We start from the raw sequence: 24,368 nt of genomic DNA, 5'->3' as shown, positions 1-24,368 counted from the left end.
TCATCCATGCCCCTATCCCGTCATCGTTGCGTTCCCGCCCCCGCCCGCCTAGGGCTTGCCCTGGCCGTTGCCATCTCGCAGGCCTGGGCCGCGCCGCCCACGGCAACGCCCCTGGACAGCGGCTGGCAGGTGCGGCTGGTGCCGGGCCAGGAACAGGCCAAGACCTATCCGAAAGCGGCGGCGTGGTTGCCGGCGCAGGTGCCGGGCGCGGTGCAGACCGATCTGATCGCCGCCAAGATCGTGCCGGACCCGTTCTATCGCGACAACGAAGGCAAGATCCAGTGGGCGGGCCTGAGCGACTGGCAATACCAGACCCGCTTCAACGTGGATGCGGCCACGCTCAAGCGCGAGCACGTCGAGCTGGTATTCGACGGCCTGGATACGTTTGCCGAGGTCACCCTCAACGGCAAGCCGCTGCTCAGCGCCGACAACATGTTCCGGCAGTGGCGCGTGGATGCCAAACCCCTGCTCAAGCGCGGCGACAACGTGCTCGAGGTCAAGCTGTTCTCGCCGATCAAGAAGATCCAGCCGTGGCTGGCCAAGCAGCCGTACGCGCTGCCGGGCGCCTACGATTCCGCCTTCGGCGACGAACCCGAATCGCGCCACAGCTCCACCTACGTGCGCAAGGCGCCGTACAACTTCGGTTGGGATTGGGGCCCGCGCATGGTCAACGCCGGCATCTGGAAAGACGTGCGCCTGGAAGCCTGGGATGCGGTGCGCGTAGACGGGCTGCATATCGCCCAGCAACGCGTGGATGCCGACAGCGCGCAATTGCAGGCGCAGCTGGAACTGCAGGCCGGCCGCAGCGGCCCGGTGCAGGTGACGCTGGACGTGCTGGGCCCGGATGGGCAGAAAGTCGGGCAATTCACCCAGCAGGCGGTGGTCGACCCGGGGCAGAACCGCATCGATGTGCCGGTGCGCATCGCCAAGCCCAAGCGCTGGTTCCCGGCCGGCTACGGCGCGCAGGACCGCTACACCTTCGTGGCCAGCGTGCGCGATGCCGATGGCGACAGCCAGCAGATCAAGCGGGTGACCGGCCTGCGCTCGGTGGAGCTGCGGCGCGAGAAAGATAAGTACGGCAAGAGCATGGAGATCGTGATCAACGGCATCCCGATCTTCGCCAAGGGGGCCAACCTGATCCCGCTGGATGCGTTCCCCGCACGTGTGAGCCCCGAGCGCATGCGCAGCACCTTGCAGGATGCGCGCGATGCCAACATGAACATGCTGCGCATGTGGGGCGGCGGGCATTATCAGGACGACCGCTTCTACGAGGTGGCCGACGAGCTGGGCATCATGATCTGGCAGGACTTCATGTTCGGCGGCGCGGTGCCGCCGTACGACGTGGAGTTCCGCGAGAACACCCGGCAGGAGGCGATCGAACAGGTCAAGCGCCTGCGCGACCATCCCAGCATCGTGCTGTGGTGCGGCAACAACGAAGTGCAGACCGGCTGGGAAAACTGGGGCGACCGGGTCAAGTTCAAGCAGTCGGTGGACCCGGAGGAACGCAGCCGCATCGAGCGCGGCATGACCACCTTGTTCGGCACCGTGTTCCGCGAAGTGGTGGCCACCTACGACAGCGACGTGCCGTACTGGTCCACCTCGCCGGGCACCAACTTCGACGGCGCCGCCGACCAGGCCAACGATGGCGACATGCATTACTGGAAGGTCTGGGGCGGCCCCGCGCTGCCGGTGACCGAATACCTCAACGTCACCCCGCGCTTCATGTCCGAATACGGCCTGCAGTCGTTCCCGGACATGCGCACCGTGCGTGCCTTCGCCGAACCCGGCGACATGGATCCGGAATCGCCGGTGATGCGCGTGCATCAGAAGTTCGACAAGGGCAACGGCAACAAGCGGCTGATGCTGTACATCCGGCGCGAATTCGGCGAGCCCAAGGACTTCGAGAGCTTCGTCTATTTGAGCCAGCTGATGCAGGCCGAAGGCATCAACCTGGCCGCCTCGCATCTGCGTGCATCGCGCCCGCAATCGATGGGCTCGTTGTACTGGCAGCTCAACGATGTGTGGCCGGGTGCGTCGTGGTCCAGCGTGGACTACTACGGCCGCTGGAAGGCGCTGCACTACCACGCACGCCGCTTCTACGCGCCGGAGCTGATCGCCGCACTGCGTAACGACAAGGGCCAGACCGAGGTGTCGCTGGTCTCCGACCGCACCACCCCGCTGGCCGCGCGTTGGCGCATGCGGGTGATGAGCATGGACGGCAAGCTGCTGAGCAAGCGCGAGGAAAAGGCCACCGTCAAACCGATCAGCAGCCTGCAGGTGGGCAACTTCAGCGACAAGCAGTTGCTGGGCAGCGCCGACCCCAAGCGCAGCTACGCGGTGTTCGAGTTGTTCGACGGCGACAAGCTGCTGTCGCGCGAGGTGGTGTTCTTCGCGCCGGCCAAGCAGCTGGCGTTGCCGGCCGCCAAGATCGACAGCCAGTGGCGCGCCGATGGCGATGGCTATGCGCTGACGCTGTCCAGCAACACGCTGGCACGCGAGGTCTGGCTGTCGTTCGGCGACGTGGATGCCACGCTGTCGGACAACGCGTTCGACCTGTTGCCGGGCGAGCCGTTGACCGTGCATGTGAGCAGCAAGGCCGCGCTGGCACAGTTGCAGTCCACGCTGCAGGTGCGCGATCTGGCGAGCACGCTGGCCGGTGCACCGCCGGAGCCGGCCGAGACGAAGTAAGCCGCGCCGGGAACAGACGTCGGCCGATGGCGCAGCGCTCGTCTCAGGGCGCTGCGCCATCCGCTAAGACTGCGCGTGGCGCAGTGACGGCAGTGCCGGGCGCAGGTCTCGTATCTGATCCGCGCCTGATCGGCGGCAATCACCAACCCGAGTGTCACCAACCGCTGCCCGCGGTCTCGCTGCGGGCAATCCAAGAACAACGCGTGACGGCCAGTCGCCGTCCCGCAGGAGTGAGCAGATGTCGTTGTCCGTGTTTCCATGCCGCCTGGCGGTCGCGCTGAGTCTGGGTCTGGGCCTGCCGCTGGTCGGCGCGCCGGCGTTGGCCGCAACACAACCCGATGCGACGCCGGAGCAACGCGCCGCCGCGCTCGTCGCGCAGATGAGCCGCGAGGAGAAAGTCGCGCAGGCGATGAACGATGCACCGGCGATTCCACGCCTGCGCATCCCCGCCTACGAGTGGTGGAGCGAAGGCCTGCACGGCATCGCACGCAATGGCTACGCCACGGTGTTTCCGCAGTCGATCGGTCTTGCGGCCAGCTGGAATACCGCGTTGATGCAGCAGGTGGGCACGGTGGTGTCGACCGAAGCGCGTGCCAAGTTCAATCAGGCCGGCGCCCCGGGAAAGGATCACAAGCGCTATGCGGGCCTGACCATCTGGTCGCCCAACATCAATATCTTCCGCGACCCGCGCTGGGGCCGTGGCATGGAAACCTACGGCGAGGATCCCTTCCTCACCGGGCAGCTCGCAGTCGGCTTCATCCGCGGCTTGCAGGGCGACGATCTGGATCACCCGCGCACCATCGCCACGCCCAAGCACATCGCCGTGCACAGCGGTCCGGAGCCGGGCCGGCACAGCTTCGATGTGGACGTGTCGCCGCGCGATGTGGAGGCGACCTATACGCCCGCCTTCCGCGCCGCCCTGATCGACGGCCAGGCCGGCTCGGTGATGTGCGCGTACAACTCGCTGCACGGCACGCCGGCCTGCGCGGCCGACTGGTTGCTCAACGGCCGCGTGCGTGGCGACTGGGGCTTCAAGGGCTTTGTGGTGTCCGACTGCGATGCGGTGGACGACATGACCCAGTTCCATTACTTCCGCCCGGACAATGCAGGCTCGTCGGCTGCAGCGCTCAAGGCGGGGCACGATCTCAATTGCGGGCATGCCTATCGCGAACTCGGTACGGCGATCGAACGTGGCGAAGTGGACGAAGCCCTGCTCGACCAGTCGCTGGTGCGCCTGTTCGCCGCGCGCTATCGCCTGGGCGAACTGGAGGCGCCGCGCAAGGATCCGTATGCAAAGCTCGGTGCCAAGGATATCGATAACGCCGCCAACCGTGCGCTGGCGCTGAAGGCCGCTGCCGAATCGATCGTATTGCTCAAGAACGAGGCCGGCACACTACCGTTGAAGGCCGGGACGCGGCTGGCAGTGATCGGGCCGAATGCCGATGCGCTGGCAGCGTTGGAAGCCAACTACCAGGGCACCTCGTCCACGCCGGTCACCCCGCTGCTCGGCCTGCGCGAGCGCTTCGGCGCGCAGCAGGTCAGCTATGCGCAAGGTGCGCCGCTGGCCGCGGGCGTACCCGGCATGATTCCGGAAACCGCGCTGCGCAGCGACGGCAAGCCGGGCTTGCGTGGCGAATATTTCGACACTGTCGATCTGGACGGTGCGCCGCGCGTGGTGCGGCAGGACCGCACGGTGAGTTTCAACTGGGATCAGGTCGCCCCCGCAAAGGGCGTGCCGGCCGATCGCTACGCGGTGCGCTGGAGCGGCGAACTGCTGCCGCCGAGCGCGGGCGACTACACGCTGGCGGTGCGGGTGGCGCGCTGCTTCGACTGCGCCGGCCACGACCCGGTGCGGCTGTACATCGACGACAAGCTGGTGGTCGCCGGCAATGCCGAAGACAAGCACGTGCCGGCCGGCATGCACAACGCCGACGGCCGCAGCGTGGAAACCGTGCTGCACTTCGACGACACCCGCCCGCGCAAGATTCGCCTGGAGATGGAACACCGCGGCCAGGACCAGGGCGTGCGCCTGGAGTGGCTGGCACCGGCGGCCGCGCAACTGGCCGAGGCCGAGCAGGCGGTGGCGCAGGCCGATGCGGTGGTGGCCTTCGTCGGCCTGTCGCCGGATGTGGAAGGCGAGGAACTGCGCATCGATGTGCCCGGCTTCGACGGCGGCGACCGCAACGACATCGCCCTGCCCGCCCCGCAGCAGGCGCTGCTGGAACGCGCCAAGGCCTCCGGCAAGCCGCTGGTGGTGGTGCTGATGAGCGGCAGCGCGGTGGCCTTGAACTGGGCCAAGACGCATGCCGATGCGATCGTGGCGGCGTGGTATCCGGGCCAGTCCGGCGGCACCGCGATGGCGCGCATGCTGGCCGGCGACGACAACCCCGGCGGGCGCCTGCCGGTCACGTTCTATCGCTCCACCAAGGACCTGCCGCCCTACGTCAGCTACGACATGAAGGGCCGCACCTACCGCTACTTCAAGGGCGAGCCGCTGTTTCCGTTCGGCTACGGCTTGAGCTACACCAGCTTTGCCTACGCCGCGCCGCAGCTGTCCACTGCAACCCTGCAAGCCGGCAGTCCGTTGCAGGTGACCACCACCGTGCGCAATACCGGCACGCGTGCCGGCGACGAAGTGGCGCAGGTGTATCTGCAGTATCCGGATCGCCCGCAGTCTCCCTTGCGCAGCCTGGTCGGCTTTCAGCGTGTGCATCTGAAGCCCGGCGAGCAGCGCACGCTGCGCTTCACCCTGGATGCGCGCGCGTTGAGCGATGTGGATCGCGCCGGGCAGCGTGCGGTGGAAGCCGGCGATTACACGCTGTTTGTCGGCGGTGGCCAGCCCGGCACCGGCGCGACTGGCGAGGCCGCAGCGTTCTCGATCTCGGGGCGTTCGCCGTTGCCGAAATAAGCGGGGCATCTGGGTGACACACAACAGGCGTCGGCTGTCATGGCCGGCGCCTGTTGCATGATCTGCGCATGCTGCGTTGCATCGCAGGATGCAAGCACCGCGACTGCGCGAGACGGAATTGGTGATCTATCCGCAGGCAATACGAGGATCTCCGCACACACTTCACACCTACTTGACAGAGCGCAAAACGCGGTCTATCACTAGCCACAGTCGGCAACACGCGCCATCGGCGCTGCGCCCGACGCACATGACGGCAACAGCGTTTCCACGTAGCACCTGCACTGGGAGATGGTTGGATGCAGCATCGTCGTACCGACCAGCGCGTATCTGTCGCCGCTCATGCAGTGCATCGCATCGGCGCCTGCGGTGCTGTCGTCACGCTGGTGCAGCCGTCATGACCAAGCATTACAAGTTGAGCGCAATGCGCTCGCGCTCCAAGTGCATTGCCGGGTACTCCCCGCCCCGCCACTGACGCCTGCATGGCTGTCCCAGCTGGCAGACGCTCCGGCGCCCCTCCCGTTCGGTAATTCGCACACGCGTTGATCGCGTGCTGTGCCATGCCGTGCGCGCGCATCGCCGTGCACCCGTCTGCCCAAGAGCAAGGCATCGGCAAGGCGTTGCCGTCGGCAACGCTGCCCAGCATCTGGCGAGGTGGCACGTGACAAAGCGTGAGCGTTCGAACGGCAAGCAGTGGGTCGTGGCAATCCTGACCGTGACCGGCATGGCGTCTGCCGCAGCCGCAGTGGCCGGCACCGTGGAGGGAGACCTCAAGGAAGGCAGCAGCGGCAAGCCCGCCGCCAATGCGAAGGTACGCATTGCCGGCACGTCCTACAGCGCGGTGGCCGATGCGCGCGGGCACTTCGTCATCCGCGATGTGCCTGCCGGGCAGTACGCGCTAGCTCTGGACTACCCCGGCTTCAGCGCGGCCGAGACCAGCGTGCAGGTCGGCGACAGCGGCACGGCCTCGGTGGCCATTGCGCTGGAGGAGGTCAAGCAACTGAAGGCGGTCAGCGTGGTGAGCAACCGCTACGACGCCAGCGACCTGAAGATCAACGCCGCCAACACGGTGGACGTGCTGTCGGCCAACGACCTGCAACGCACCGCCGTGCACAACGTGGCCGAAGCGCTCGGCCTGATCGCCGGCATCAACATCACCAGCACCGGCTCGGGGTACTTCGGCGGCATCGATGGTGCCGCGCGTGGCGAAGGCATGTTCGCCTCGGTGCGCGGGCTGCCGTCCGAATATAACGTCAACATGATCGACGGCGTCACCGTGGCGCAAGGCATGCCGTACAGCCGCAGCGTGCAGCTCAGCCTGTTGCCGCCGAGCGGCCTGCAGACCATCGTCGCCAACAAGACATCCACCGCGGACATGGACGGTGATGCGATCGGCGGCACGCTGGATTTCCGCACGCCCACCGCCTACGACTCCAAGGACATCACCAGCGGTAGCGTCACCGGCAGCGGCCGGGTGGAAAGCCGTGCGCGCGATTACGGTGGCGATGGCCTGGGCGGTGGCTTCGGCGGCGAGTTCCAGCACAAGTTCGGTGAGGCGCAACAGTTTGGCGTCTATGCCAGCGCGTACTACGACTACCGCACCACCACCAACAGCGAGGTGGCCGCGGCCACCAGCGCACTCAACGATGGCTCCTGGGAGTACCTGAACACCGATGCCGAAGGTCGCAACGCGGCCGGTTTCGATCCGCAACACAACCTCACCAGCACCGGAATGAACGTCGGCATCGCCGCCGGCTGGGAGCGCCGCTATGGCGGCAACGCCTCGTTCGACTGGCATGTGGACGACAGCCTATCGCTGTATGCGCGCATGACCTACGCCTATGCCAAGACCGAGCAAGGCACCACCTTCGTGCAGTTGCTGCCGCAGGATGTGAGCTACCTGCCGACCGGCACGCCGGGCGTGTTCACCCCGAACATCGGCCGCATCGCCTCGCGCTTCTGGTACGAGACCAACCCGGAAGTCGCCGACCTGGCCACCTTCCAGATCGGCGCCAAAAAGACCGCCGGCGGCTGGACCTTCATGCCCAACCTGTTCTACAGCTTCGGCAATAACGACCGACCCGACCATGTCGAGATCGACGGGCGCGAAGACAAGTTCAGCCAGGACAACTACGCCTACTCCGGCAACAGCTTCGTGCGCTATGGCGGTAGCGCGTTCCCGTACCCGCAGCTCACGCCCGCGCTGCAGGCGCAGGTCAACAACATCCCGGCGTTGTACGCCAGTAGCTATGGCGAGCAGACCAAGATCTACTCCGGCCAGAAGAAGGGCGGCGCGCGTTTCGACACCCGCTACGACTTCGAAGATGGCGCGCTGCGGTCAGTGCAGTTCGGAGTGAAGTACAGCAAGAGCAGCCGCCGCTACACCAATCGCGACTGGTATACCGGCGGCGTGGACGGCACCACCACGTTGGGCGATCTGGGCATCTTCACCGGCACCTATGCCTCGATCTTTCCCGGCAAATACGACTGGAATACGCCACGGGTGAGCGAAGCGGCGGTGGCCGGCGTCATCGCACAACACCTCAGCGACGATGACCTGGACACCTGCGGCAGTGCGTTCTACGTCAACAACTATAACTGCAACACCATGCGCGGCACCGAGGCGGTCAGCGCCGCCTATGCCACTGCCACCTTCACTGTCGGCAACCTGGATATCGTGCCGGGCGTGCGCTTCGAGCACACCGGGATCGACAACACCTTCTGGGTGAGCCCGGTGGATGCGGACGGCAACGAAATCGTCGGCTACTTCGACCACAACCACACCTCCTACAACGAGCCGCTACCCAGCGTGTTCCTGACCTGGCGGCCGGACCTGCGCACCGCCTATCGCGCCTCGCTGTGGACCAGCTATACGCGGCCGGCCTTCGTACAGCTGGGTGGCGGCAGCCAGATCGACATCTCCAATGGCGTCACCACCATCACCCAGGGCAATCCCGACCTGAAGCCGATCGAATCCACCAACCTGGACCTGTCCGGAGAGTGGTCCACCGAGCGCGGCGGCTTCTTCTCGCTGGCCGGCTTCTACAAGCAGCTGCGCAACTACATCTACGATGCCGGCTCGGCCCAGGCCAATGGCAACACCACCGGCAGCGGCACGGTGCTGTACCACATGCCCACCAACGGCGGCGACGGCAAGATCTACGGCGTGGAACTCAGCGCGCGGCAGAAGTTCCAGGACCTGCCCGCCCCGTTCGACGGCCTGGGCATCAGTGCCAACGCCACCCGCCAGCATGCGCGCGCCGACCTGGGCTTGGCTGGCTTCGACAACGAACACATGCAATCGGCGCCGTCGGCGATGGCCAACCTGGAGTTGTTCTACGAGCACAACGGGTTCTCGTTGAACCTGAGCTACCACTTCAGCAGTTCTTACCTGCTGGGCTACGACTTCCTGCACGAAGGCGCGCCGTGGAACGACCTGTGGGCACGCCCGACCCGCCGCGTGGATCTGCACACCGGCTACCGCTTCGACAACGGCGTGAGCATGGACCTGTCGATCTCCAACCTGACCAAGGAATACAGCTACTGGGCACATGTGGGCCGCAACAACCTGGCGATCTCCGACATCGTCGATGCCGGCAGCACCGCCTTGTTCACCGTCAAGTACGCGTTCTAGCGGCGCGTGGCGCACTCACTGCGCGGCGCAGCGATTCCTTCCACTTCCGGAGCAGCGATGAAACGCAGAAGCCTGTGTACGTTTGGCCTGCTCGCACCGTTCGGTCTGGCGGCCGCGCCGGCGCTGCTGTCGTCGCTGCATGCGCCGCTGCCGGATGGGCGGCCGCATGCGTTCGGCTTCGAGCGCGGCCAGTTCGTGCTGGATCAGCAGCCGTGGCAACTCCGCAGCGGCGAGATGCATCCGCTGCGCATCGCCCGTGCGGACTGGCTGCAGCGCATCCGCATGGCCAAGGCGCTGGGCTTGAACACCATCGCGCTATACCTAATGTGGAACGCCTACGAACGCGAACCGGGGCAGTTCGATTTCGACACCGGCGAACGCGATTTCGTTGCCTTCATCCGCCTCTGCCAACAGGAAGGGCTATGGGTGTATCTGCGCCCCGGCCCGTACGTCTGCGCCGAGTGGACGCTGGGCGGGCTGCCGCCGTATCTGCTGCGCGAGCCGGGCATGCATTTGCGCGATGCCGGCGACGCACGCTACATGGCGGCGGTGCAGCGCTATGTCGCCGCAGTGGCACCGCGCATCGCCCCGTTGATGGCCAGTGCCGGCGGACCGGTGCTGATGCTGCAGATCGAGAACGAATACAGCATGCAGGGCAGCGACGTGGGCTACCTGCAGGCATTGGCTGCGCTGTGGCGCGCGCACGGCATCGATGGTCCGTTTTCATTGGCCGAGGGCATGAAGGATCTGCGCCGGCGCAAGGCCTATCTGCCAGGCGCCGCGCTGGGACTGGATGGGGCCGATCTGGCTGAACTGCAGGAAGCAAGGCAGATCGCAGGCAGCGCGCCGGTATGGGTGGCCGAAGGCTATCCGGGTTGGCTGACGCATTGGGGCGAAGACGACTTCGCAAAGCGCGATTACGCACCGACCCTGCAGCAACTGATGGCCGCCGGCTACTCGTTCAATCTCTACGTGGTGCATGGCGGCAGCAACTTCGGCCTGAGCGCCGGTGCCAATGCCGAGGACGACGGCTCGCAGTTCCAGCCTGCACTGACCAGCTACGACTACGGCGCCCCGATCGACGAAGGCGGCCGCGCCACGCCCGCGTACATGGCGCTGCGCCGGATCATCGCCCGGCACAGCAGCACCGCGCTGCCGGCAATCCCGCAGGCACCGCCGCGCGCACGCTTTGCATCGGTCACAGCGCACCCGGTCGCCGCGCTCTGGGACACCCTGAGCCCCACGCCGGTGCACACCGAGCGGCCCACCGACAACCAACGCCTGCTCAAGCAGAACCTGGGGCTGGTGGTGTACCGGCGCCGTATTGCAGCCGGCACGCAGCTGGAGCTTGGCAAGGTGCACGACTACGCGGTGGTGCAACTGGGCGGCGAGGAGATCGGGCATGTCTCGCGCATGCAGCACGCGCACCTGAACAGCGCACCGCAGCTTCCGCTCCCGCAGGCCACATCCGATGAGCGCAGATTGGACGTCCTGGTCGACAGCTTCGGCCACATCAACTTCGGCCCGGCCTTGGGCGATGCAAAAGGCTTGCTCGGCCCGGTGCTGCTGGATGGCAGGGAGCTGCGCGATTGGCAGGTCTACGGCTTGCCGCTGGATGACGACAAGGCGCCGACGCTGCGCCCGCTGCAAGGCCCACCCACACGGCCCGGCCTGTACTTCGCGGCCGCCATCGCGCTGGAAACCGTCGGCGACGTCTACATCGACATGAGTCAGTGGCGCAAAGGCTATCTGTGGGTCAACGGCCGTCTGCTCGGGCGTTACTGGGACATCGGCCCGCAGCAGTGCCTGTTCTGCCCTGGCGCGTGGTTGAAGAAAGGCGACAACGCAGTGCTGGTGCTGGATCTGCATCAGCTGCAGCCGGCCGCGATTCACTGCGCAGACGGGCTGACCTCCGCACGCATCGCGCGCGCCACAGCGGCAGTCGCGCAGGCGGAGCCCAGCGCATGCTGACCGCACCCAGCGTCGTGCCGGCGAATCCACAGGCCTCGGCACCGCCGCGCACGCTCGGTTTCTGGAGCGCGCTGTCGGCCAACCTGCTCAACATGATCGGCATCGGGCCGTTCATCACCATCCCGCTGGCGCTGTCGGCACTGGCCGGGCCGGCGGTGCTGGCCGGTTGGGTCGCAGGCGCGCTGTTGTGTCTATGCGACGGGTTGGTGTGGGCCGAATTGGGCGCGGCGATTCCGCGCTCGGGTGGGCCGTATCACTATCTGCGCGAGGCCTACGGCCGCGAACGCTGGGGGCGGCTGTTCGGTTTTCTGTATCTGTGGCAGACGCTGCTGACCGCGCCGTTGTCGGTGGGCTCGGCGGCGGTCGGTTGCGTGCAGTACCTGGCGTTCCTGCTGCCGGGGCTGAGCCATACCCAGCTCACTGCGGTCGCGATGGCGCTGTGCGCGTTCAACACGCTGCTGCTGTATCGCAAGGCGCGCTCGGTGCAGCTGCTGTCGCTGCTGGTCAGTGCGGTGGTGATCGGCGCCTGCGTGTGGATCATCGTCAGTGGCGTGCTGCATTTCGACGTTGGTATCGCCTCGGCGTTCTTGCACGCACGCCCGGCATCGCCGCACGGATTCTGGCTGGGCTTTGGTGCAGTGGCCTTGATCGCGGTCTACGACTACGGCGGCTACAACAACGTGTGCATGCTGGGCGGTGAAATCCGCAAGCCGCGCCGCACGATTCCGCGCGCGGTGCTGATCTCGATCCCGGTGGTGGCGCTGCTCTACCTGGGCCTCAACATCACCTTGCTCGGTGTGCTGCCCTGGCAGCAGGCGGCGCACTCCAAGGCGGTGATGGCCGACTTCATGCAGGCCATCTACGGGCCCATCGGCAGCACCGTGGCGGTGGCGCTGATCGTGCTGGCCAGCTGGGGCTCGGCCCTGGTTGTGCAGTTGGGCTATTCGCGGGTGCCGTATGCGGCCGCGGCGGCCGGGCAGTTCTTCGGCATGTTTGCGCGGCTGCATCCGCGCGGCGGCTTTCCGACCGTGTCGCTGCTGTTCGTCGGTGCGACCTCGGCGCTGGCCTGTCTGCTGTCGCTGGACGACCTGATCGCCACCTTGATGATCATCCAGATCCTGTTCCAGTTTCTGGCGCAATGCCTGGCGGTGGTGCTGTTGCGACGCAGGCGACGTCGGCGTGCCTTTGCGATGCCGCTGTATCCATGGCCGTTGCTGATCAGCGTGTTCGGCTGGCTGTATCTGCTGGCGACCAGCCCGGGACGCCGCCTGCTCGCTGCCGTGGTGGCGCTGTGCGTGGGCAGCGCCTTGTATCTGATCCAGGCACGGAGGCAGCGCGCATGGCCGTTCCAGCAGTGAACACCGCGCAACTCGTGGTGGTCGGCGAGGTCTATCTGGACCACATCTTCAGCGGCTTCGCACGCTGGCCGGCACCGGGCGAAGAAGCGCTGGCGCGCCATTACACGCGTGAGCTGGGCGGCGGCACCGTCATCACCGCCTGCGCGCTGGCGCGCCTGGGCTGCAACGTGCGCGTACTCGGTGCGATCGGTGCGCAGGACCGCGCGGTGTTCGCCCAGCGTCTGGGCGAGTTCGGTGTCTCGGCCGACGGGCTGGTCGATTCGGAAGCCGGCACCGGCGTGACCACCAGCGTGTCGCTGCAGGAAGACCGCTCGTTCTTCACCTATGTCGGCGCCAATGCCGAGTTGGGCACGCTGCTGCTGCGCGAGCAATCCATGGCCGCGATGTGCGCGGCCCGGCATGTGCATTTCGCAATGCCGTTGCCAGCCGCGCTGGCCGCCGTCGTGTTGCCGCTGCTGGCGCGCGCCGGCTGCACAACCTCGCTGGATGTGGGCTTCAGTCCGGCCTGGCTCACCGACCCGGCCAACCACGCCACCTGCCGCGCGGTGACCTGGTTCCTGCCCAACCAGAAAGAAGCCGCGCTGATGGGCTGCGGCGGCGGCGCCAATGCCTGCCTGGCGTGGACACGCGCACTTGGCCTGCGGCAGGCGGTGATCAAGCGCGGCGCTGCGGGCGCCATGGTGATCGACAACAACGGCGCACGCCCGATCGCTGCGCCCATCGTGCCGGTGCGCGACACCACCGGTGCCGGCGATGCCTTCGATGCCGGCTTTCTGGCCGCCCAGCTGCGCGGCCTGCCGCTGGACGAAAGCGCACAGCACGGCTGCCACGCCGGCGCTGCCTGTTGCAGCGCGCTCGGCGCGCTCGACGGCCTTTTTCTTTTATCTCCCCCCACACACGAGGACGTTCCATGAGCAGTTCTGTCGACAATCGCAAGCTGACCCTGATCGGCGGCGGCGGCGTACGCACGCCGTTGGTGGTGTACGGCGTCAACGAGGCCGCCGAAGCGCTGGGCGCGCGCGAGATCGTGCTGTACGACCCCGACCAGGAGCGCCTGGCGCTGATGGTGGCGATGGGCCGCGCCATCGTCGCCGAGTCCGGCGGCGCGCTGCAGGTGCATGCCGCGCCTTCGCCGGAAGCGGCGATCGAGGGCGCGCACTTCGTGCTCAACAGCATCCGCGTCGGTGGCATCGCCCAGCGTGCCTCCGACGAGCAGACCATTATCCGCCACGGCTATTCCGGCCAGGAAACCACCGGCCCCGGCGGCGTGGCCAAGGCCTTGCGCACGGTGCCGGTGGCGATCGAACAGGCGCGCCTAATCGAGCGCCTGAGCCCGAACGCCTGGCTGGTCAGCTTCACCAACCCGGCCGGGCTGATCACCCAGGCCATCAGCGCGCACACCCGCGCGCGCGTGGTCGGCATCTGCGACACGCCGGTAGAGCTGTTCCACAACATCGCGCGCGCGCTCGGCGAGCCGGCCGAAGAGGTGGAATGCGACTACGTCGGCCTCAACCACTTGGGCTGGATCCGCGCAGTGCGGCTGCGTGGCGTGGACATCATCGACCGCGTGCTCGCCGACGACGCCATCCTGCGGCAGCTGTACCTGGCGCCGTTGTTCGACTTCGACATGCTGCGTGCGCTGCGGCTGATCCCCACCGAGTACTTGTACTTCTTCTACGAACGCCGCCGCGCCCTGGACAACCAGCGCGCCAGCGGCGCCAGCCGCGGTGGCGAGATCGAACGGCTCAACCGCAGCCTGATCGGCGACCTGCGCAGCCGCCTGGAGGCCGGCGACACCACCGGCGCGGTGCAGACCTATGCCGCCTATCTGGCGCAGCGCTCCGGCTCGTACATGAAGCTGGAGGCCGAGGCCGGCTCGGCCTTCGCGCCTGACCTGGCGCCGCAGCCGGACCCGTTCCGCGCCAGCACCGGCTATCACCGCATCGCGGTGGACGTGATGAGCGCGCTGACCGGCGCACGCCCCAGCCGGCACGTGGTCAACGTGCGCAACCAGGGCGCGCTGGCCGAGCTGGCCGACGACGACATCGTGGAAATCGCCTCCGACATCGATCGCGACCGCATCGTGCCGATCCAGGCCGCGCCGCTGCCGGCCGCGGTGCAAGGGCTGGTGCGCTCATTCAAGGCCTACGAACACGCCGCAATCGAGGCCGCGCTCAGCGGCAGCCACCTGGACGCCTGCAAGGCGATGCTGATCCACCCGGCGATCGGCGAGTGGAGCCCGTCGCGGCGCATGCTGGACGAACTGTTCGGGCATGCACACGACGATGGCCACTGCGCGGGACCGGCGCACTGGCGCGGGCATGCGGCCGGTTGAAAGCCGGTGCTGCGCGACCGCGGAGGACGCGGACCAGCCACTGCCGCCATGGCCGCAGGCCACGCGTACGGCGCCGAATTGTGCGGGCGCACTATGCACATTCGGCGCACACGTTGTATGGTCATCGGGAATTGGTCATGCATAGGTCTCATCATCGGCCCGGCACGTGCTGCCGCCGCTGCAAGGATGTCCGCTGCGTCGACCGCTTGCTGAAAATCCCAGGGAGCTCCAGGTCATGCACACCCGCCGCGACATCCTTCAGTTGCTGGGCGCCAGCGCGGGCGCCGGCCTGCTCGCCGGCGCACTGCCCGCCTTCGCCGCCCCCGTTGCCGGCACCTCCACGGCTGCCGGCAACTTCGTCAGCAAGCGCCCGGCCAAGGCGCAGCGCCGCTTCGTCAGCAAGGCGGTCGAGCAGCAGATCGTGCAGATCAAGTCGCGCATCGCCGATCCCGAGCTGGCCTGGCTGTTCGAGAACTGCTACCCCAACACGCTGGACACCACGGTGGAAACCGGCACCCGCAACGGCAAGCCGGACACCTTCGTCATCACCGGCGACATCCACGCGATGTGGCTGCGCGACTCCTCCGCCCAGGTGCACCCGTATGTGCCGCTGGCCAGGCGCGACCCTGCCTTGCGGCACATGTTCCATGGCCTGATCCAGCGCCAGGCCGCCTGCATCCGGCTGGACCCGTACGCCAACGCCTTCCTGCCCGATGGCCAGACCCAGCGCCTGAAGTGGTCGCTCAACGACATCACCGAGATGAAGCCCGGCGTGGGCGAGCGCAAGTGGGAGATCGATTCGCTGTGCTACCCGATCCGCATCGCGCACGAATACTGGCGCGCCACCGGCGATGCCGCCCCGTTCGACGACGACTGGCGCGCGGCGATGCAGGTGGTGGTCAGGACCTTCCGCGAGCAGCAGCGCAAGGACAACCGCGGCCCCTACGTGTTCCAGCGCCCCTCGCCGCTGGCGACCGAGACCCTGGTGCTGGAAGGCTACGGCCAGCCGACCCGGCCCAACGGCATGATCCACTCGATGTTCCGCCCCTCCGACGATGCCTGCGTGTATCCGTTGTTCGTGCCGGCCAACCTGTTCGCGGTGGCCTCGCTGCGCCAGCTGGCGACGATGAGCACGGCCCTGCATCGCGATGCCGCGTTCGCCGCCGACTGCACAGCGCTGGCCGACGAAGTGGAAGCGGCGACACGCAAGTTTGGCCAGCAGCGCGACGCCGATGGACAGGCCTACTGGGCATTCGAAGTGGACGGTTACGGCAACCAGTTGTTCATCGACGACGCCAACGCCCCGGGCCTGCTCAGCCTGGCCTACCTGGGCTGCTGCGACCGCGCCGACCCGGTATTCCTGCGCACGCGCCAGCTGGCCTGGAGCGAACGCAACCCGTATTTCTCGCGCGGCAGCGCGGCCGAAGGCGTCGGCAGCCCGCACAGCGGCATGGGCACGATCTGGCCGATGTCGATCATCCAGTACGCGCTGGTCAGCGACGACGACGCGCAGCTGCGCCAATGCCTGCAGTGGCTCAAGACCACCCATGCCGGCACCGGCTTCATGCACGAGGCCTTCGACAAGGACAACCCGAGCAGCTTCACCCGCGACTGGTTCGCCTGGGCCAACACCTTGTTCGGCGAACTGATCATCGACCTGCACCAACGCAAACCCCAGCTGCTGCGCAGCGCCTGAGTTTGCGAAGGGCCCGCCCTTCCAACGCGGACCTGCAGAGCGCTTGATCTTCCCTTCTCCCGCCGGGAGAAGGTGCCCGAAGGGCGGATGAGGGTACGGCCCGCCCCACTTCGTGACATCCAAGAGCACATCACCATGGCAACACGACGCGGTTTTCTCCAAGGCGCCATCGCAGCGGCACTGTTCGGCAGCGCAGGCCTCTCCGGGCTTGCACGCGCACGCGCCGGCAACTACGCACTGCCGGCCGATGCGCGCACCCGCGCCGAGCTCACCCGCCACGTCGATGTGTTCATCGGCACCGGCGGCCATGGCCACACCTTCCCCGGTGCGACCCTGCCGTTCGGCATGGTGCAGCTGAGCCCGGACACCTACAACGCGGTGTGGGATTCGTGCTCCGGTTATCACGAGTCCGACGGCTCGATCATGGGCTTTTCGCACACGCACCTGTCCGGCACCGGCATCGGCGACATGCTGGATTTTCTGCTGGTGCCCGCCACCGGCGAAGTGAAGCTGGTGCCCGGCGCACTCGACGCACCGGACAGCGGTTACCGCTCGCGCTACGACCATGCCGACGAAGCCGCCTCGCCCGGTTACTACCGCGTGCGGCTCAAGGACAGCGGCGTACATGCCGAACTCACTGCCACCGCGCGCGCCGGCCTGCACCGCTACCACTTTCCCAAGGGCAAGCCGGCGCATGTGCTGCTGGACCTGTGCCACGGCATGCAGGACAAACCCGGCATCCCCACCCGCATCACCGACGCGCAACTGCGCGTGGTCGACGACCGCACCCTCACCGGTGGCCGGCGCGTCTACCAATGGGCGCAGGGGCGCTACATCTATTTCGCGATGCGGCTGTCGCGGCCGTTCAAGCAGGTGCAGCTGTACAACGAAGACCAGCCGCTGGCCGCAGGCACGCGCAGCGTGGACGGCGTGCACCTCAAGGCCGCCCTGCACTACCCAGATGCCTCAGACGCACCGCTGCTGGTCAAGGTCGGCATCTCCGCCGTCAGCGCCGACAATGCGCTGGCCAACCTGGATGCGGAACTGCCGGACTTCGACTTCGCCCGCGTGCATGCGCAAGCCGTGGCCGCCTGGGAAAAGGAACTGGCACGCGTACGCATCGACAGCGATGACGACGCGCAACGCCGCATCTTCTACACCGGCCTGTATCACAGCCTGCTCGCGCCCACCCTTTTCAGCGATGTGGATGGCCGCTACCGCGGCATGGACCTGCAGATCCACACCGCCCCCAAGGGCTATCACAACTACAGCACCTACTCGCTGTGGGACACCTACCGTGCCGCGCATCCGCTGCTCACCCTGGTGCAGCCCGAGCGCGTACCGGACCTGCTGCAATGCCTGGTGCGCGGCGCCAACGAATGCCCGGACGGCGTGGGCATCTGGCCGCTGCAAGGCGTGGAAACCGGCTGCATGATCGGCTACCACTCGGCGGTGGTGCTGGCCGAAGCGCATGCCAAGGGCTTCACCGGCATCGACTACACCGCCGCCTGGCCGGCCTACCGCAAGCGCGCCATGGACGACACCACCCATGGCCTGGCGTACTACCGCAAGCTCGGCTACATCCCGGCCGACAAGGTCGACGAAGCGGTCAGCCGCACGCTGGAATACGCTTACGACGACTGGGCCTGCGCACATCTGGCGCAGGCCGCCGGTGCCACCGACGATGCACGCGCACTGCGCGAGCGCTCGCGCAATTACCGCAACGTGTTTAATCGCGACAGCGGCTTCGTGCAGGCGCGTCTGGAAGACGGTAGCTGGGCCACGCCGTTCGACCCGCGCGGCATGGGCCATATCAGCAAATGGCGCGACTTCACCGAATCCAACGCCTGGCAGGCCAGCTTCCTCAACCAGCATGACCTGTACGGCTACATGGACCTGTGCGGCGGCCGCGACGGCTTCGTCGCCAAGCTCGACGAGCTGTTTTCCACCAGCTCCGAACTGCCCGCCGATGCGCCACCGGATATCGACGGCCTGGTCGGCCAGTACGCGCACGGCAACGAGCCCAGCCATCATGTGGCCTATCTGTTTGCTTACGCCGGACAGCCGTACAAGACCCAGGCGATGGTGCGCCGGCTGCTGCGCGAGCAGTACCACGATGCGCGCAACGGCCTGTCCGGCAACGAGGATTGCGGGCAGATGAGTGCCTGGTTCGTGCTCAGCGCGCTCGGGCTGTATGCGGTGGACCCGGTCAGCGGCAACTACGTCCTCGGCAGCCCGCTGTTCAAGCGCGCAGAACTCGATGTCGGCAACGGCCGCACGCTGCGCATTGTCGCCAACAACAGCAGCGCGCAGAACGTGTATGTGCAGGCGCTGAGCTGGAACGGCAAACCGACCAACCGCAGCTGGATGCGGCATGCCGACCTGGCCGCTGGCGGCACGCTGGAATTCACCATGGGCGCCAAACCGAATCCGGCGTTCGGCGCGAACAAGGAGGATCTGCCACCTTCGTTTGCTTGATGTTTGTCCTTACTCGTCACTCGTTACCGCCGAGAATCGCCCATGTTGCGCAGCACCCTCAGCCCCCTCGTCCTGGCCCTCGCGCTGGCACTTCCCGTCGCCGCCAGTGCCGCCGACACCCACACCTGGCCCAGCTTCGGCACCCAGGGCACGCAGTTCGTGCGCGACGGCAAGCCGTATCAACTGCTCTCCGGCGCCATCCATTTCCAGCGCATCCCGCGTGACTACTGGAAAGACCGCCTGCAGAAGGCGCGCGCACTGGGCTTGAACACGGTGGAGACCTACGTGTTCTGGAACCTGGTCGAGCCGCAGCAGGGCCGGTTCGACTTCACCGGCAACAACGACGTGGCCGCGTTCGTACGCGAGGCCGCCGCGCAAGGCCTCAACGTGATCCTGCGGCCCGGCCCCTACACCTGCGCCGAGTGGGAAGCCGGCGGCTACCCCGCCTGGTTGTTCGGCAAGGACAACATCCGCGTGCGCAGCCGCGACCCGCGCTTTCTCGCCGCCAGCCAGGCCTATCTGGATGCCGTGTCCCACCAGGTGCGTCCGCTGCTCAATCACAACGGCGGGCCGATCATCGCCGTGCAGGTCGAGAACGAATACGGCTCCTACGACGACGACCACGCCTACATGGCCGACAACCGCGCCATGTACGTCAAGGCCGGCTTCGACGACGCCTTGCTGTTCACCTCCGACGGCGCCGACATGCTCGCCAACGGCACCTTGCCGGACACCCTGGCGGTGGTGAACTTCGCCCCCGGCGAGGCCAAAAGCGCGTTCGACAAACTGATCAAGTTCCGCCCCGACCAACCGCGCATGGTCGGCGAATACTGGGCCGGCTGGTTCGACCACTGGGGCAAGCCGCACGCCAGCACCGATGCAAAACAACAGGCCGAAGAGCTGGAGTGGATCCTGCGCCAGGGGCATTCGGCCAACCTCTACATGTTCATCGGCGGCACCAGTTTCGGCTTCATGAATGGTGCCAACTTCCAGGGCAATCCCAGCGACCATTACGCCCCGCAGACCACCAGCTACGACTACGACGCCGTCCTGGACGAAGCCGGCCGCCCCACCCCCAAGTTCGCGCTGATGCGCGACGCCATCGCCCGCGTCACCGGCGTGCAACCGCCCGCGCTGCCCAAGCCGATCGCGATCACGGCGCTGCCAGACACCCAACTGCGCGAATCCGCCTCGCTGTGGGACAACCTGCCCGCCCCGATCGCCATCGACACGCCGCAGCCGATGGAACACTTCGGCCAGGACTACGGCTACATCCTCTACCGCACCACCGTCACCGGCCCGCGCAAGGGGCCGCTGTACCTGGGCGAAGTGCGAGATGTGGCGCGGGTGTATGTCGATCAGAAGCCGGCCGGCAGTGTCGAGCGCCGGCTGCAGCAGGTCTCCACCGATGTGGATATTCCGGCCGGCCAGCACACGCTGGATGTGCTGGTCGAAAACAGCGGCCGCATCAACTACGGCCCGCGCATGGCCGACGGCCGCGCCGGGCTGGTCGACCCGGTGCTGCTGGACAACCAGCAGCTCACCGGCTGGCAGGCCTTCCCGCTGCCGATGCGCTCGCCCGACAGCATCCGCGGCTGGACCCGCACCCCCGTCGCGGGCCCGGCCTTCCATCGCGGCACGCTGCGCATCGGCACACCGACCGACACCTATCTGGACATGCGCGCCTTCGGCAAGGGCGTGGCCTGGGCCAACGGCGTCAACCTGGGCCGCCACTGGGCCATCGGCCCGCAGCGGGCGTTGTTTTTCCCGGCCCCGTTCCAGCGCAAGGGCGACAACGCCGTGGTGGTGTTCGACCTGGACAGCACCGCCAAGCCCGGCGTGCGCGGCCTGCAGCAGCAGGTGTGGATCACGCCGAAGGAGTAACAGCGGCCAAGAAACCACCGCGCTCATCGTCAGACGGGCGCGGCGTTCGCTCGGAATCGGTACGTACCACTCGTGCGCTGCGGTTATGAGCGCGCCGTCCGCACACGCTGAAGGCTGCTCGCCACGTTTTGTCAGCCACTCCAGGCCGTGGCGGCAGGTGCGTCCCACTGGTAAAAGATGCCACGGCTGCTGATCGCTCACGGGCTGAATGACGGCATTGCCGCAGCCGCAGCGCCTTCGCGGATGCGCGCGGCCTGCATTTCGGTGGCCAGCAACGTGCCGCGCACATCGCTAGTGTGCCGCCGGGCCTGCTTCATGCAGAAATGCGCAAAGCCCGCACTTCCTGGCTGCGGCGTGATCGCGTTTGCGGTCAACGCACCGATCAGGCGCTGTTGCAGCCCCTGCATCCTGTTTTCTGCGCGCTGGATTTTTCTCATGTCTGAACTTTCCAGCTCCTCGTTTGCCATGCCCAGTTCTTCCAACATCAAGCTGATAGATCGCAGTTGGAACTCGTCGCGCTCACGCGCTTGATGCAGTTGCGTGGTCAAGCGTGCGTGCGCCTGCGCAGCCGTCGTGGCTGTGGCCTCTGTGTCTGGGATTGCACCACTGGCAGCATCCTCCGCCGGCAGCTCCACCCGCAAGCGCAGTTTCGAGTCTAGATATTTCTTTTGTAACTCCAGGCAACTTTGCATGTACGCAACCTGCGACTTGACCGAGCCTGGCGTTTGCAGCCACTGGTTCAACGCTGTTTCGGTCAATGTATCGGTATGTTTTGCATAGCTTCGCGCGGCTTTTTCGCCAGCGACGCGGGGTTTGCCGGTGAGCACTGCTCGCCCGTAGGTCGCCCCTGCAAAAAGCGCTGCCCTGGCTCGCTTCGCAAGCGAGGACGGTTGAGCCGCCTGACCAGTTGCTGGGCGCTGATCGGTAGAGCGAGGCGCTGCCCGATAGCGTTTCTTCATGTCGTTGGCGCAGCTCTGCAAGAGCGCGTCCCGTGCTTTTTCCTGACCGTCGATACAGGCGTACAGGGCGCTGCGCAGTTCGAATCCATGCTGCGCAACGGCAGCAGTCGCCTCCGTCGCGGCTGACGCGTCGTCGGCTGCAGGCGATGCCTGTTTTGCCGCTACCGACTGGGCAGCCACCGTGTGTTCGGTTGAGCCGGGCATGACATGGTCAGACTCCAGCTGGTCACCAGTGCCCGTCGTCACGACGGTGTCCGACGCTTTTCCCGAGGCACCGTCACTGACGCGTGGTGTGCCATGCGGATCCACTTCCCCCGGTGAGGCAGCGACGCCCGCCTCGGGCGTGGGCAGCAGGTCGGCCATGGCAAGCAATGCCCGGTCCACGCTGGGCATCTCCGCAGTCTCGTAGTTGCGATACCGTTTTTGCTTGCCATGCGCCAGCAAAAACTGGTGGCCACCAACACCCATCGTGACCGCACCCAGCAGACCGGCACCGACCACCAAACCGGCGCCCACCGGCCCGGTCACGGTGGCTGCACCCAGCACAACAGCAGCACTGACTCCGGTTTTGGTCAAAGTGCTGGCCGTGTAGGTGACGCCGCCAACGACAAAGCCCTTGTTCCAGTTGTTGAAGCTGCCGGCGAATCCGCTGCGCTGGGTCAGCTTGGTGCTCAAGAAGTGCTGGTAGCGTTGTGCGCCAGGGCTGAGCTCGCCCGGTTCCAGGCGTTGCATGAAGTCTTCGACACGCGCCACATCGGCAACCACGCGCGTTTTCTCCTTGCGTGACTGGTGCAGAAACGTACCGCCAAGCGCGGTGGCAGCGACGCTTGCCAGCGGAGCCAACACAAATGTGCCGGCAATACCGGCCGCCGACGCGACGCCTGCGGCGGCGGTGCTGTGGCCGATCAAGCCAGCAGCATTTGCGTTATTGGCGCCGAGTGCCAACCCGCCCTGGATGCCGAGCTCTGTCGTGGCCTTGGTAAAGATCACACTTGCGGACGCCATCGAGGTCACCGCGATGGCGCCATCACGTGCGTTGCGCTGTTGTTGGTAAGCGACTGTATCGATCGCCTCGCTCAAGGCATCGATCTGAGCGCCTGCAACTGCAGTAAATGGGCCGCTCTCCAGCGCAGTTTGCAGCAACGCCCTCTCCGACTGCAGTTGACGTTTGCGTTGCCGCAGGGCGCCGCGTTGTTCGGTCACTTCGCGGGTTTCTTTGTAGGCGGCGTAGATCGCAAGGCCAGAGAGCGGCAGCATGGCGCCACTGATGCTCAAGCTCATTGCCAGATCGGCAACGCCTTCCGGCGCCCCCTCCTCAGCCAGGGTGTGCAGGAGGCTCTCGTGCGCTGCAGGCTCGATCGGATGCGGATCCAGAGAGTGATCCGCGCCGATACCATGCTGAGTCTGATGCTCTGCCGACACTGGCGTGTGATCGATCGGCGTGTGTTCGTGTGAATGCGCGGGTTGGTCGGCTTCCGGGGAATGTTCCGGTTCACCCGAGTTGGGCATTTCCGCGATCAGTTCCGCCGTATTGTCTACAGTGCCATGCAGTGGATCGGCAAGATACTTGGCGACCACGAATGCATCATAGACCGCCTCTGCTTCCTGAATTTCGGCCATGGCATTTTCGCCAGCTTTGTGTTTTGAAGCGTGACCGGAGACGGGCTTTCGTTGGGAAGCCTTTCGCTTTAACGATTCCAAACCCATGGGCCAGCCACCGGCAGCTGGCAGATCCTTCGCTGAAGCAAGGGCGTCGGGAGTAGACGAATCAAACGAGCGGGCAGAGCTGTTTGCATGCTGTTGAATGCGCATAGCCAAATATCCACATGATGCGGTGTGGAAATAGTCTGCCTTCTATCTGCAGAACTCGCTCCAACCGCGAAATTCCTTGCCTTGGAGAGAACAGCCGACATTAAATCGAACAGCATTCATCTCGAATATAAATTGATGACTCGCTGGCGTATCAAAACGGGCTGGAGCTTTGACCCACCCCCTGAAAACTGAGCCACGGTGAAGTAGAGACTTCGGCAGCATGGGCCCCCCGACATCCCCCCGCCCTGAGTAGCGGCTTGGTTTAGAGTCCCGGGTTAATGATATCGGTGTTTGCCAGATGTTGGGCATACGCAGCCGGCGTCATGCCGCCAATTGCTTTCTTGGGTCGGTCCTCGTTGTATTCGCGTCGCCAGCGTTCGATCTCGGTGCGCGCGTGCAGCAACGTCGGGAACCAGTGCTCGTTGAGGCATTCATCGCGTAGCCGGCCGTTGAAGGATTCGACGTAGGCGTTCTGGTTCGGTTTGCCTGGTTGGATCAGCCGCAACTGCACGCCACGGGCATGCGCCCAGGCGACCATTGCCTTACCGCAAAACTCCTTGCCGTTGTCGGTGCGGATCACCTGCGGCAGGCCGCGACTGTGTGCCAACCGATCCAGGACGCGCGCAACCCCGTGCCCAGAGATCGCGC

The 24,368-nt window shown here is 66.3% G+C and carries 12 protein-coding genes and 1 other RNA gene; 11 read left to right on the top strand and 2 right to left on the bottom strand.

Going from position 1 to position 24,368, the window contains the following annotated elements:
* The first annotated feature begins 6 nt into the window (after positions 1-6).
* The 11 genes from XARJCFBP2528_RS13360 to XARJCFBP2528_RS22585 all read left to right on the top strand — a co-directional run bounded on the left by XARJCFBP2528_RS13360 (position 7) and on the right by XARJCFBP2528_RS22585 (position 21,086).
* A complete protein-coding gene (locus XARJCFBP2528_RS13360; protein WP_047124783.1) occupies positions 7-2,688 on the top strand; it encodes a beta-mannosidase in 2,682 nt (893 codons plus the stop codon).
* Positions 2,689-2,926: 238 nt separating this feature from the next.
* Positions 2,927-5,596, top strand: coding sequence for a glycoside hydrolase family 3 C-terminal domain-containing protein (locus XARJCFBP2528_RS13355; protein WP_047124782.1), 2,670 nt, complete (start codon positions 2,927-2,929; stop codon positions 5,594-5,596).
* 721 nt (positions 5,597-6,317) lie between these two features.
* A complete protein-coding gene (locus XARJCFBP2528_RS13350; RefSeq protein ID WP_231103903.1) occupies positions 6,318-9,227 on the top strand; it encodes a TonB-dependent receptor in 2,910 nt (969 codons plus the stop codon).
* Between the two features lie 57 nt (positions 9,228-9,284).
* Entirely contained in the window at positions 9,285-11,198 is a 1,914-nt protein-coding gene (locus XARJCFBP2528_RS13345; protein ID WP_016904500.1) for a beta-galactosidase, read from the top strand.
* On the top strand, positions 11,192-12,556 hold the full coding sequence (locus XARJCFBP2528_RS13340) for an APC family permease (protein ID WP_016904499.1): 1,365 nt from the start codon (positions 11,192-11,194) through the stop codon (positions 12,554-12,556). Before XARJCFBP2528_RS13345 ends, XARJCFBP2528_RS13340 begins: the two co-directional genes overlap by 7 nt.
* Positions 12,538-13,470: a carbohydrate kinase family protein gene (locus XARJCFBP2528_RS13335; protein ID WP_047124781.1), complete on the top strand. Its 933-nt coding sequence runs from the start codon at positions 12,538-12,540 to the stop codon at positions 13,468-13,470. Before XARJCFBP2528_RS13340 ends, XARJCFBP2528_RS13335 begins: the two co-directional genes overlap by 19 nt.
* The gene (locus XARJCFBP2528_RS13330) at positions 13,467-14,891 is read left to right on the top strand and encodes a 6-phospho-beta-glucosidase (protein WP_047124780.1); all 1,425 of its coding nucleotides are present in this window, start codon (positions 13,467-13,469) and stop codon (positions 14,889-14,891) included. The genes XARJCFBP2528_RS13335 and XARJCFBP2528_RS13330 overlap by 4 nt, the downstream gene beginning before the upstream one ends.
* Positions 14,892-15,126: 235 nt before the next feature.
* The gene (locus tag XARJCFBP2528_RS13325) at positions 15,127-16,587 is read left to right on the top strand and encodes a glycoside hydrolase family 125 protein (protein WP_047124779.1); all 1,461 of its coding nucleotides are present in this window, start codon (positions 15,127-15,129) and stop codon (positions 16,585-16,587) included.
* 135 nt (positions 16,588-16,722) lie between these two features.
* The gene (locus XARJCFBP2528_RS13320; RefSeq protein ID WP_047124778.1) at positions 16,723-19,065 is read left to right on the top strand and encodes a GH92 family glycosyl hydrolase; all 2,343 of its coding nucleotides are present in this window, start codon (positions 16,723-16,725) and stop codon (positions 19,063-19,065) included.
* Positions 19,066-19,107: 42 nt separating this feature from the next.
* Positions 19,108-20,949, top strand: a complete 1,842-nt coding sequence (locus XARJCFBP2528_RS13315; protein WP_047124777.1) for a glycoside hydrolase family 35 protein — start codon at positions 19,108-19,110, stop codon at positions 20,947-20,949.
* A gap of 61 nt (positions 20,950-21,010) precedes the next feature.
* Positions 21,011-21,086: non-coding RNA, sX9 sRNA (locus XARJCFBP2528_RS22585), on the top strand.
* Positions 21,087-21,146: 60 nt separating this feature from the next.
* On the opposite strand, the gene xopK is transcribed toward XARJCFBP2528_RS22585, so the two are convergent.
* Positions 21,147-23,720, bottom strand: coding sequence for a type III secretion system effector XopK (gene xopK, locus XARJCFBP2528_RS13310; protein ID WP_268808233.1), 2,574 nt, complete (start codon positions 23,718-23,720; stop codon positions 21,147-21,149).
* 262 nt (positions 23,721-23,982) lie between these two features.
* Positions 23,983-24,368, bottom strand: a 386-nt coding sequence (locus tag XARJCFBP2528_RS13305; RefSeq protein ID WP_047124496.1) for an integrase core domain-containing protein, incomplete at its 5' end; no start/stop codon positions are given.

This window comes from Xanthomonas arboricola pv. juglandis, assembly GCF_001013475.1.
GTDB lineage: Bacteria > Pseudomonadota > Gammaproteobacteria > Xanthomonadales > Xanthomonadaceae > Xanthomonas > Xanthomonas arboricola.
The sequence above is the reverse complement of the archived record's forward strand: the minus strand, read 5'-3'. Positions and strand labels throughout refer to the sequence as shown.

What these genes read in the sequence shown, in the direction of transcription:
- XARJCFBP2528_RS13355 (WP_047124782.1), top strand. Translation starts at nt 2,927, where the DNA reads ATGTCGTTGTCCGTGTTTCCATGCCGCCTGGCGGTCGCGCTGAGTCTG.
- XARJCFBP2528_RS13345 (WP_016904500.1), top strand. Translation starts at nt 9,285, where the DNA reads ATGAAACGCAGAAGCCTGTGTACGTTTGGCCTGCTCGCACCGTTCGGT.
- XARJCFBP2528_RS13350 (WP_231103903.1), top strand. Translation starts at nt 6,318, where the DNA reads ATGGCGTCTGCCGCAGCCGCAGTGGCCGGCACCGTGGAGGGAGACCTC.
- XARJCFBP2528_RS13315 (WP_047124777.1), top strand. Translation starts at nt 19,108, where the DNA reads ATGTTGCGCAGCACCCTCAGCCCCCTCGTCCTGGCCCTCGCGCTGGCA.
- XARJCFBP2528_RS13325 (WP_047124779.1), top strand. Translation starts at nt 15,127, where the DNA reads ATGCACACCCGCCGCGACATCCTTCAGTTGCTGGGCGCCAGCGCGGGC.
- XARJCFBP2528_RS13320 (WP_047124778.1), top strand. Translation starts at nt 16,723, where the DNA reads ATGGCAACACGACGCGGTTTTCTCCAAGGCGCCATCGCAGCGGCACTG.
- XARJCFBP2528_RS13335 (WP_047124781.1), top strand. Translation starts at nt 12,538, where the DNA reads ATGGCCGTTCCAGCAGTGAACACCGCGCAACTCGTGGTGGTCGGCGAG.
- xopK (WP_268808233.1), bottom strand. Translation starts at nt 23,720, where the DNA reads ATGCGCATTCAACAGCATGCAAACAGCTCTGCCCGCTCGTTTGATTCG.
- XARJCFBP2528_RS13360 (WP_047124783.1), top strand. Translation starts at nt 7, where the DNA reads ATGCCCCTATCCCGTCATCGTTGCGTTCCCGCCCCCGCCCGCCTAGGG.
- XARJCFBP2528_RS13330 (WP_047124780.1), top strand. Translation starts at nt 13,467, where the DNA reads ATGAGCAGTTCTGTCGACAATCGCAAGCTGACCCTGATCGGCGGCGGC.
- XARJCFBP2528_RS13340 (WP_016904499.1), top strand. Translation starts at nt 11,192, where the DNA reads ATGCTGACCGCACCCAGCGTCGTGCCGGCGAATCCACAGGCCTCGGCA.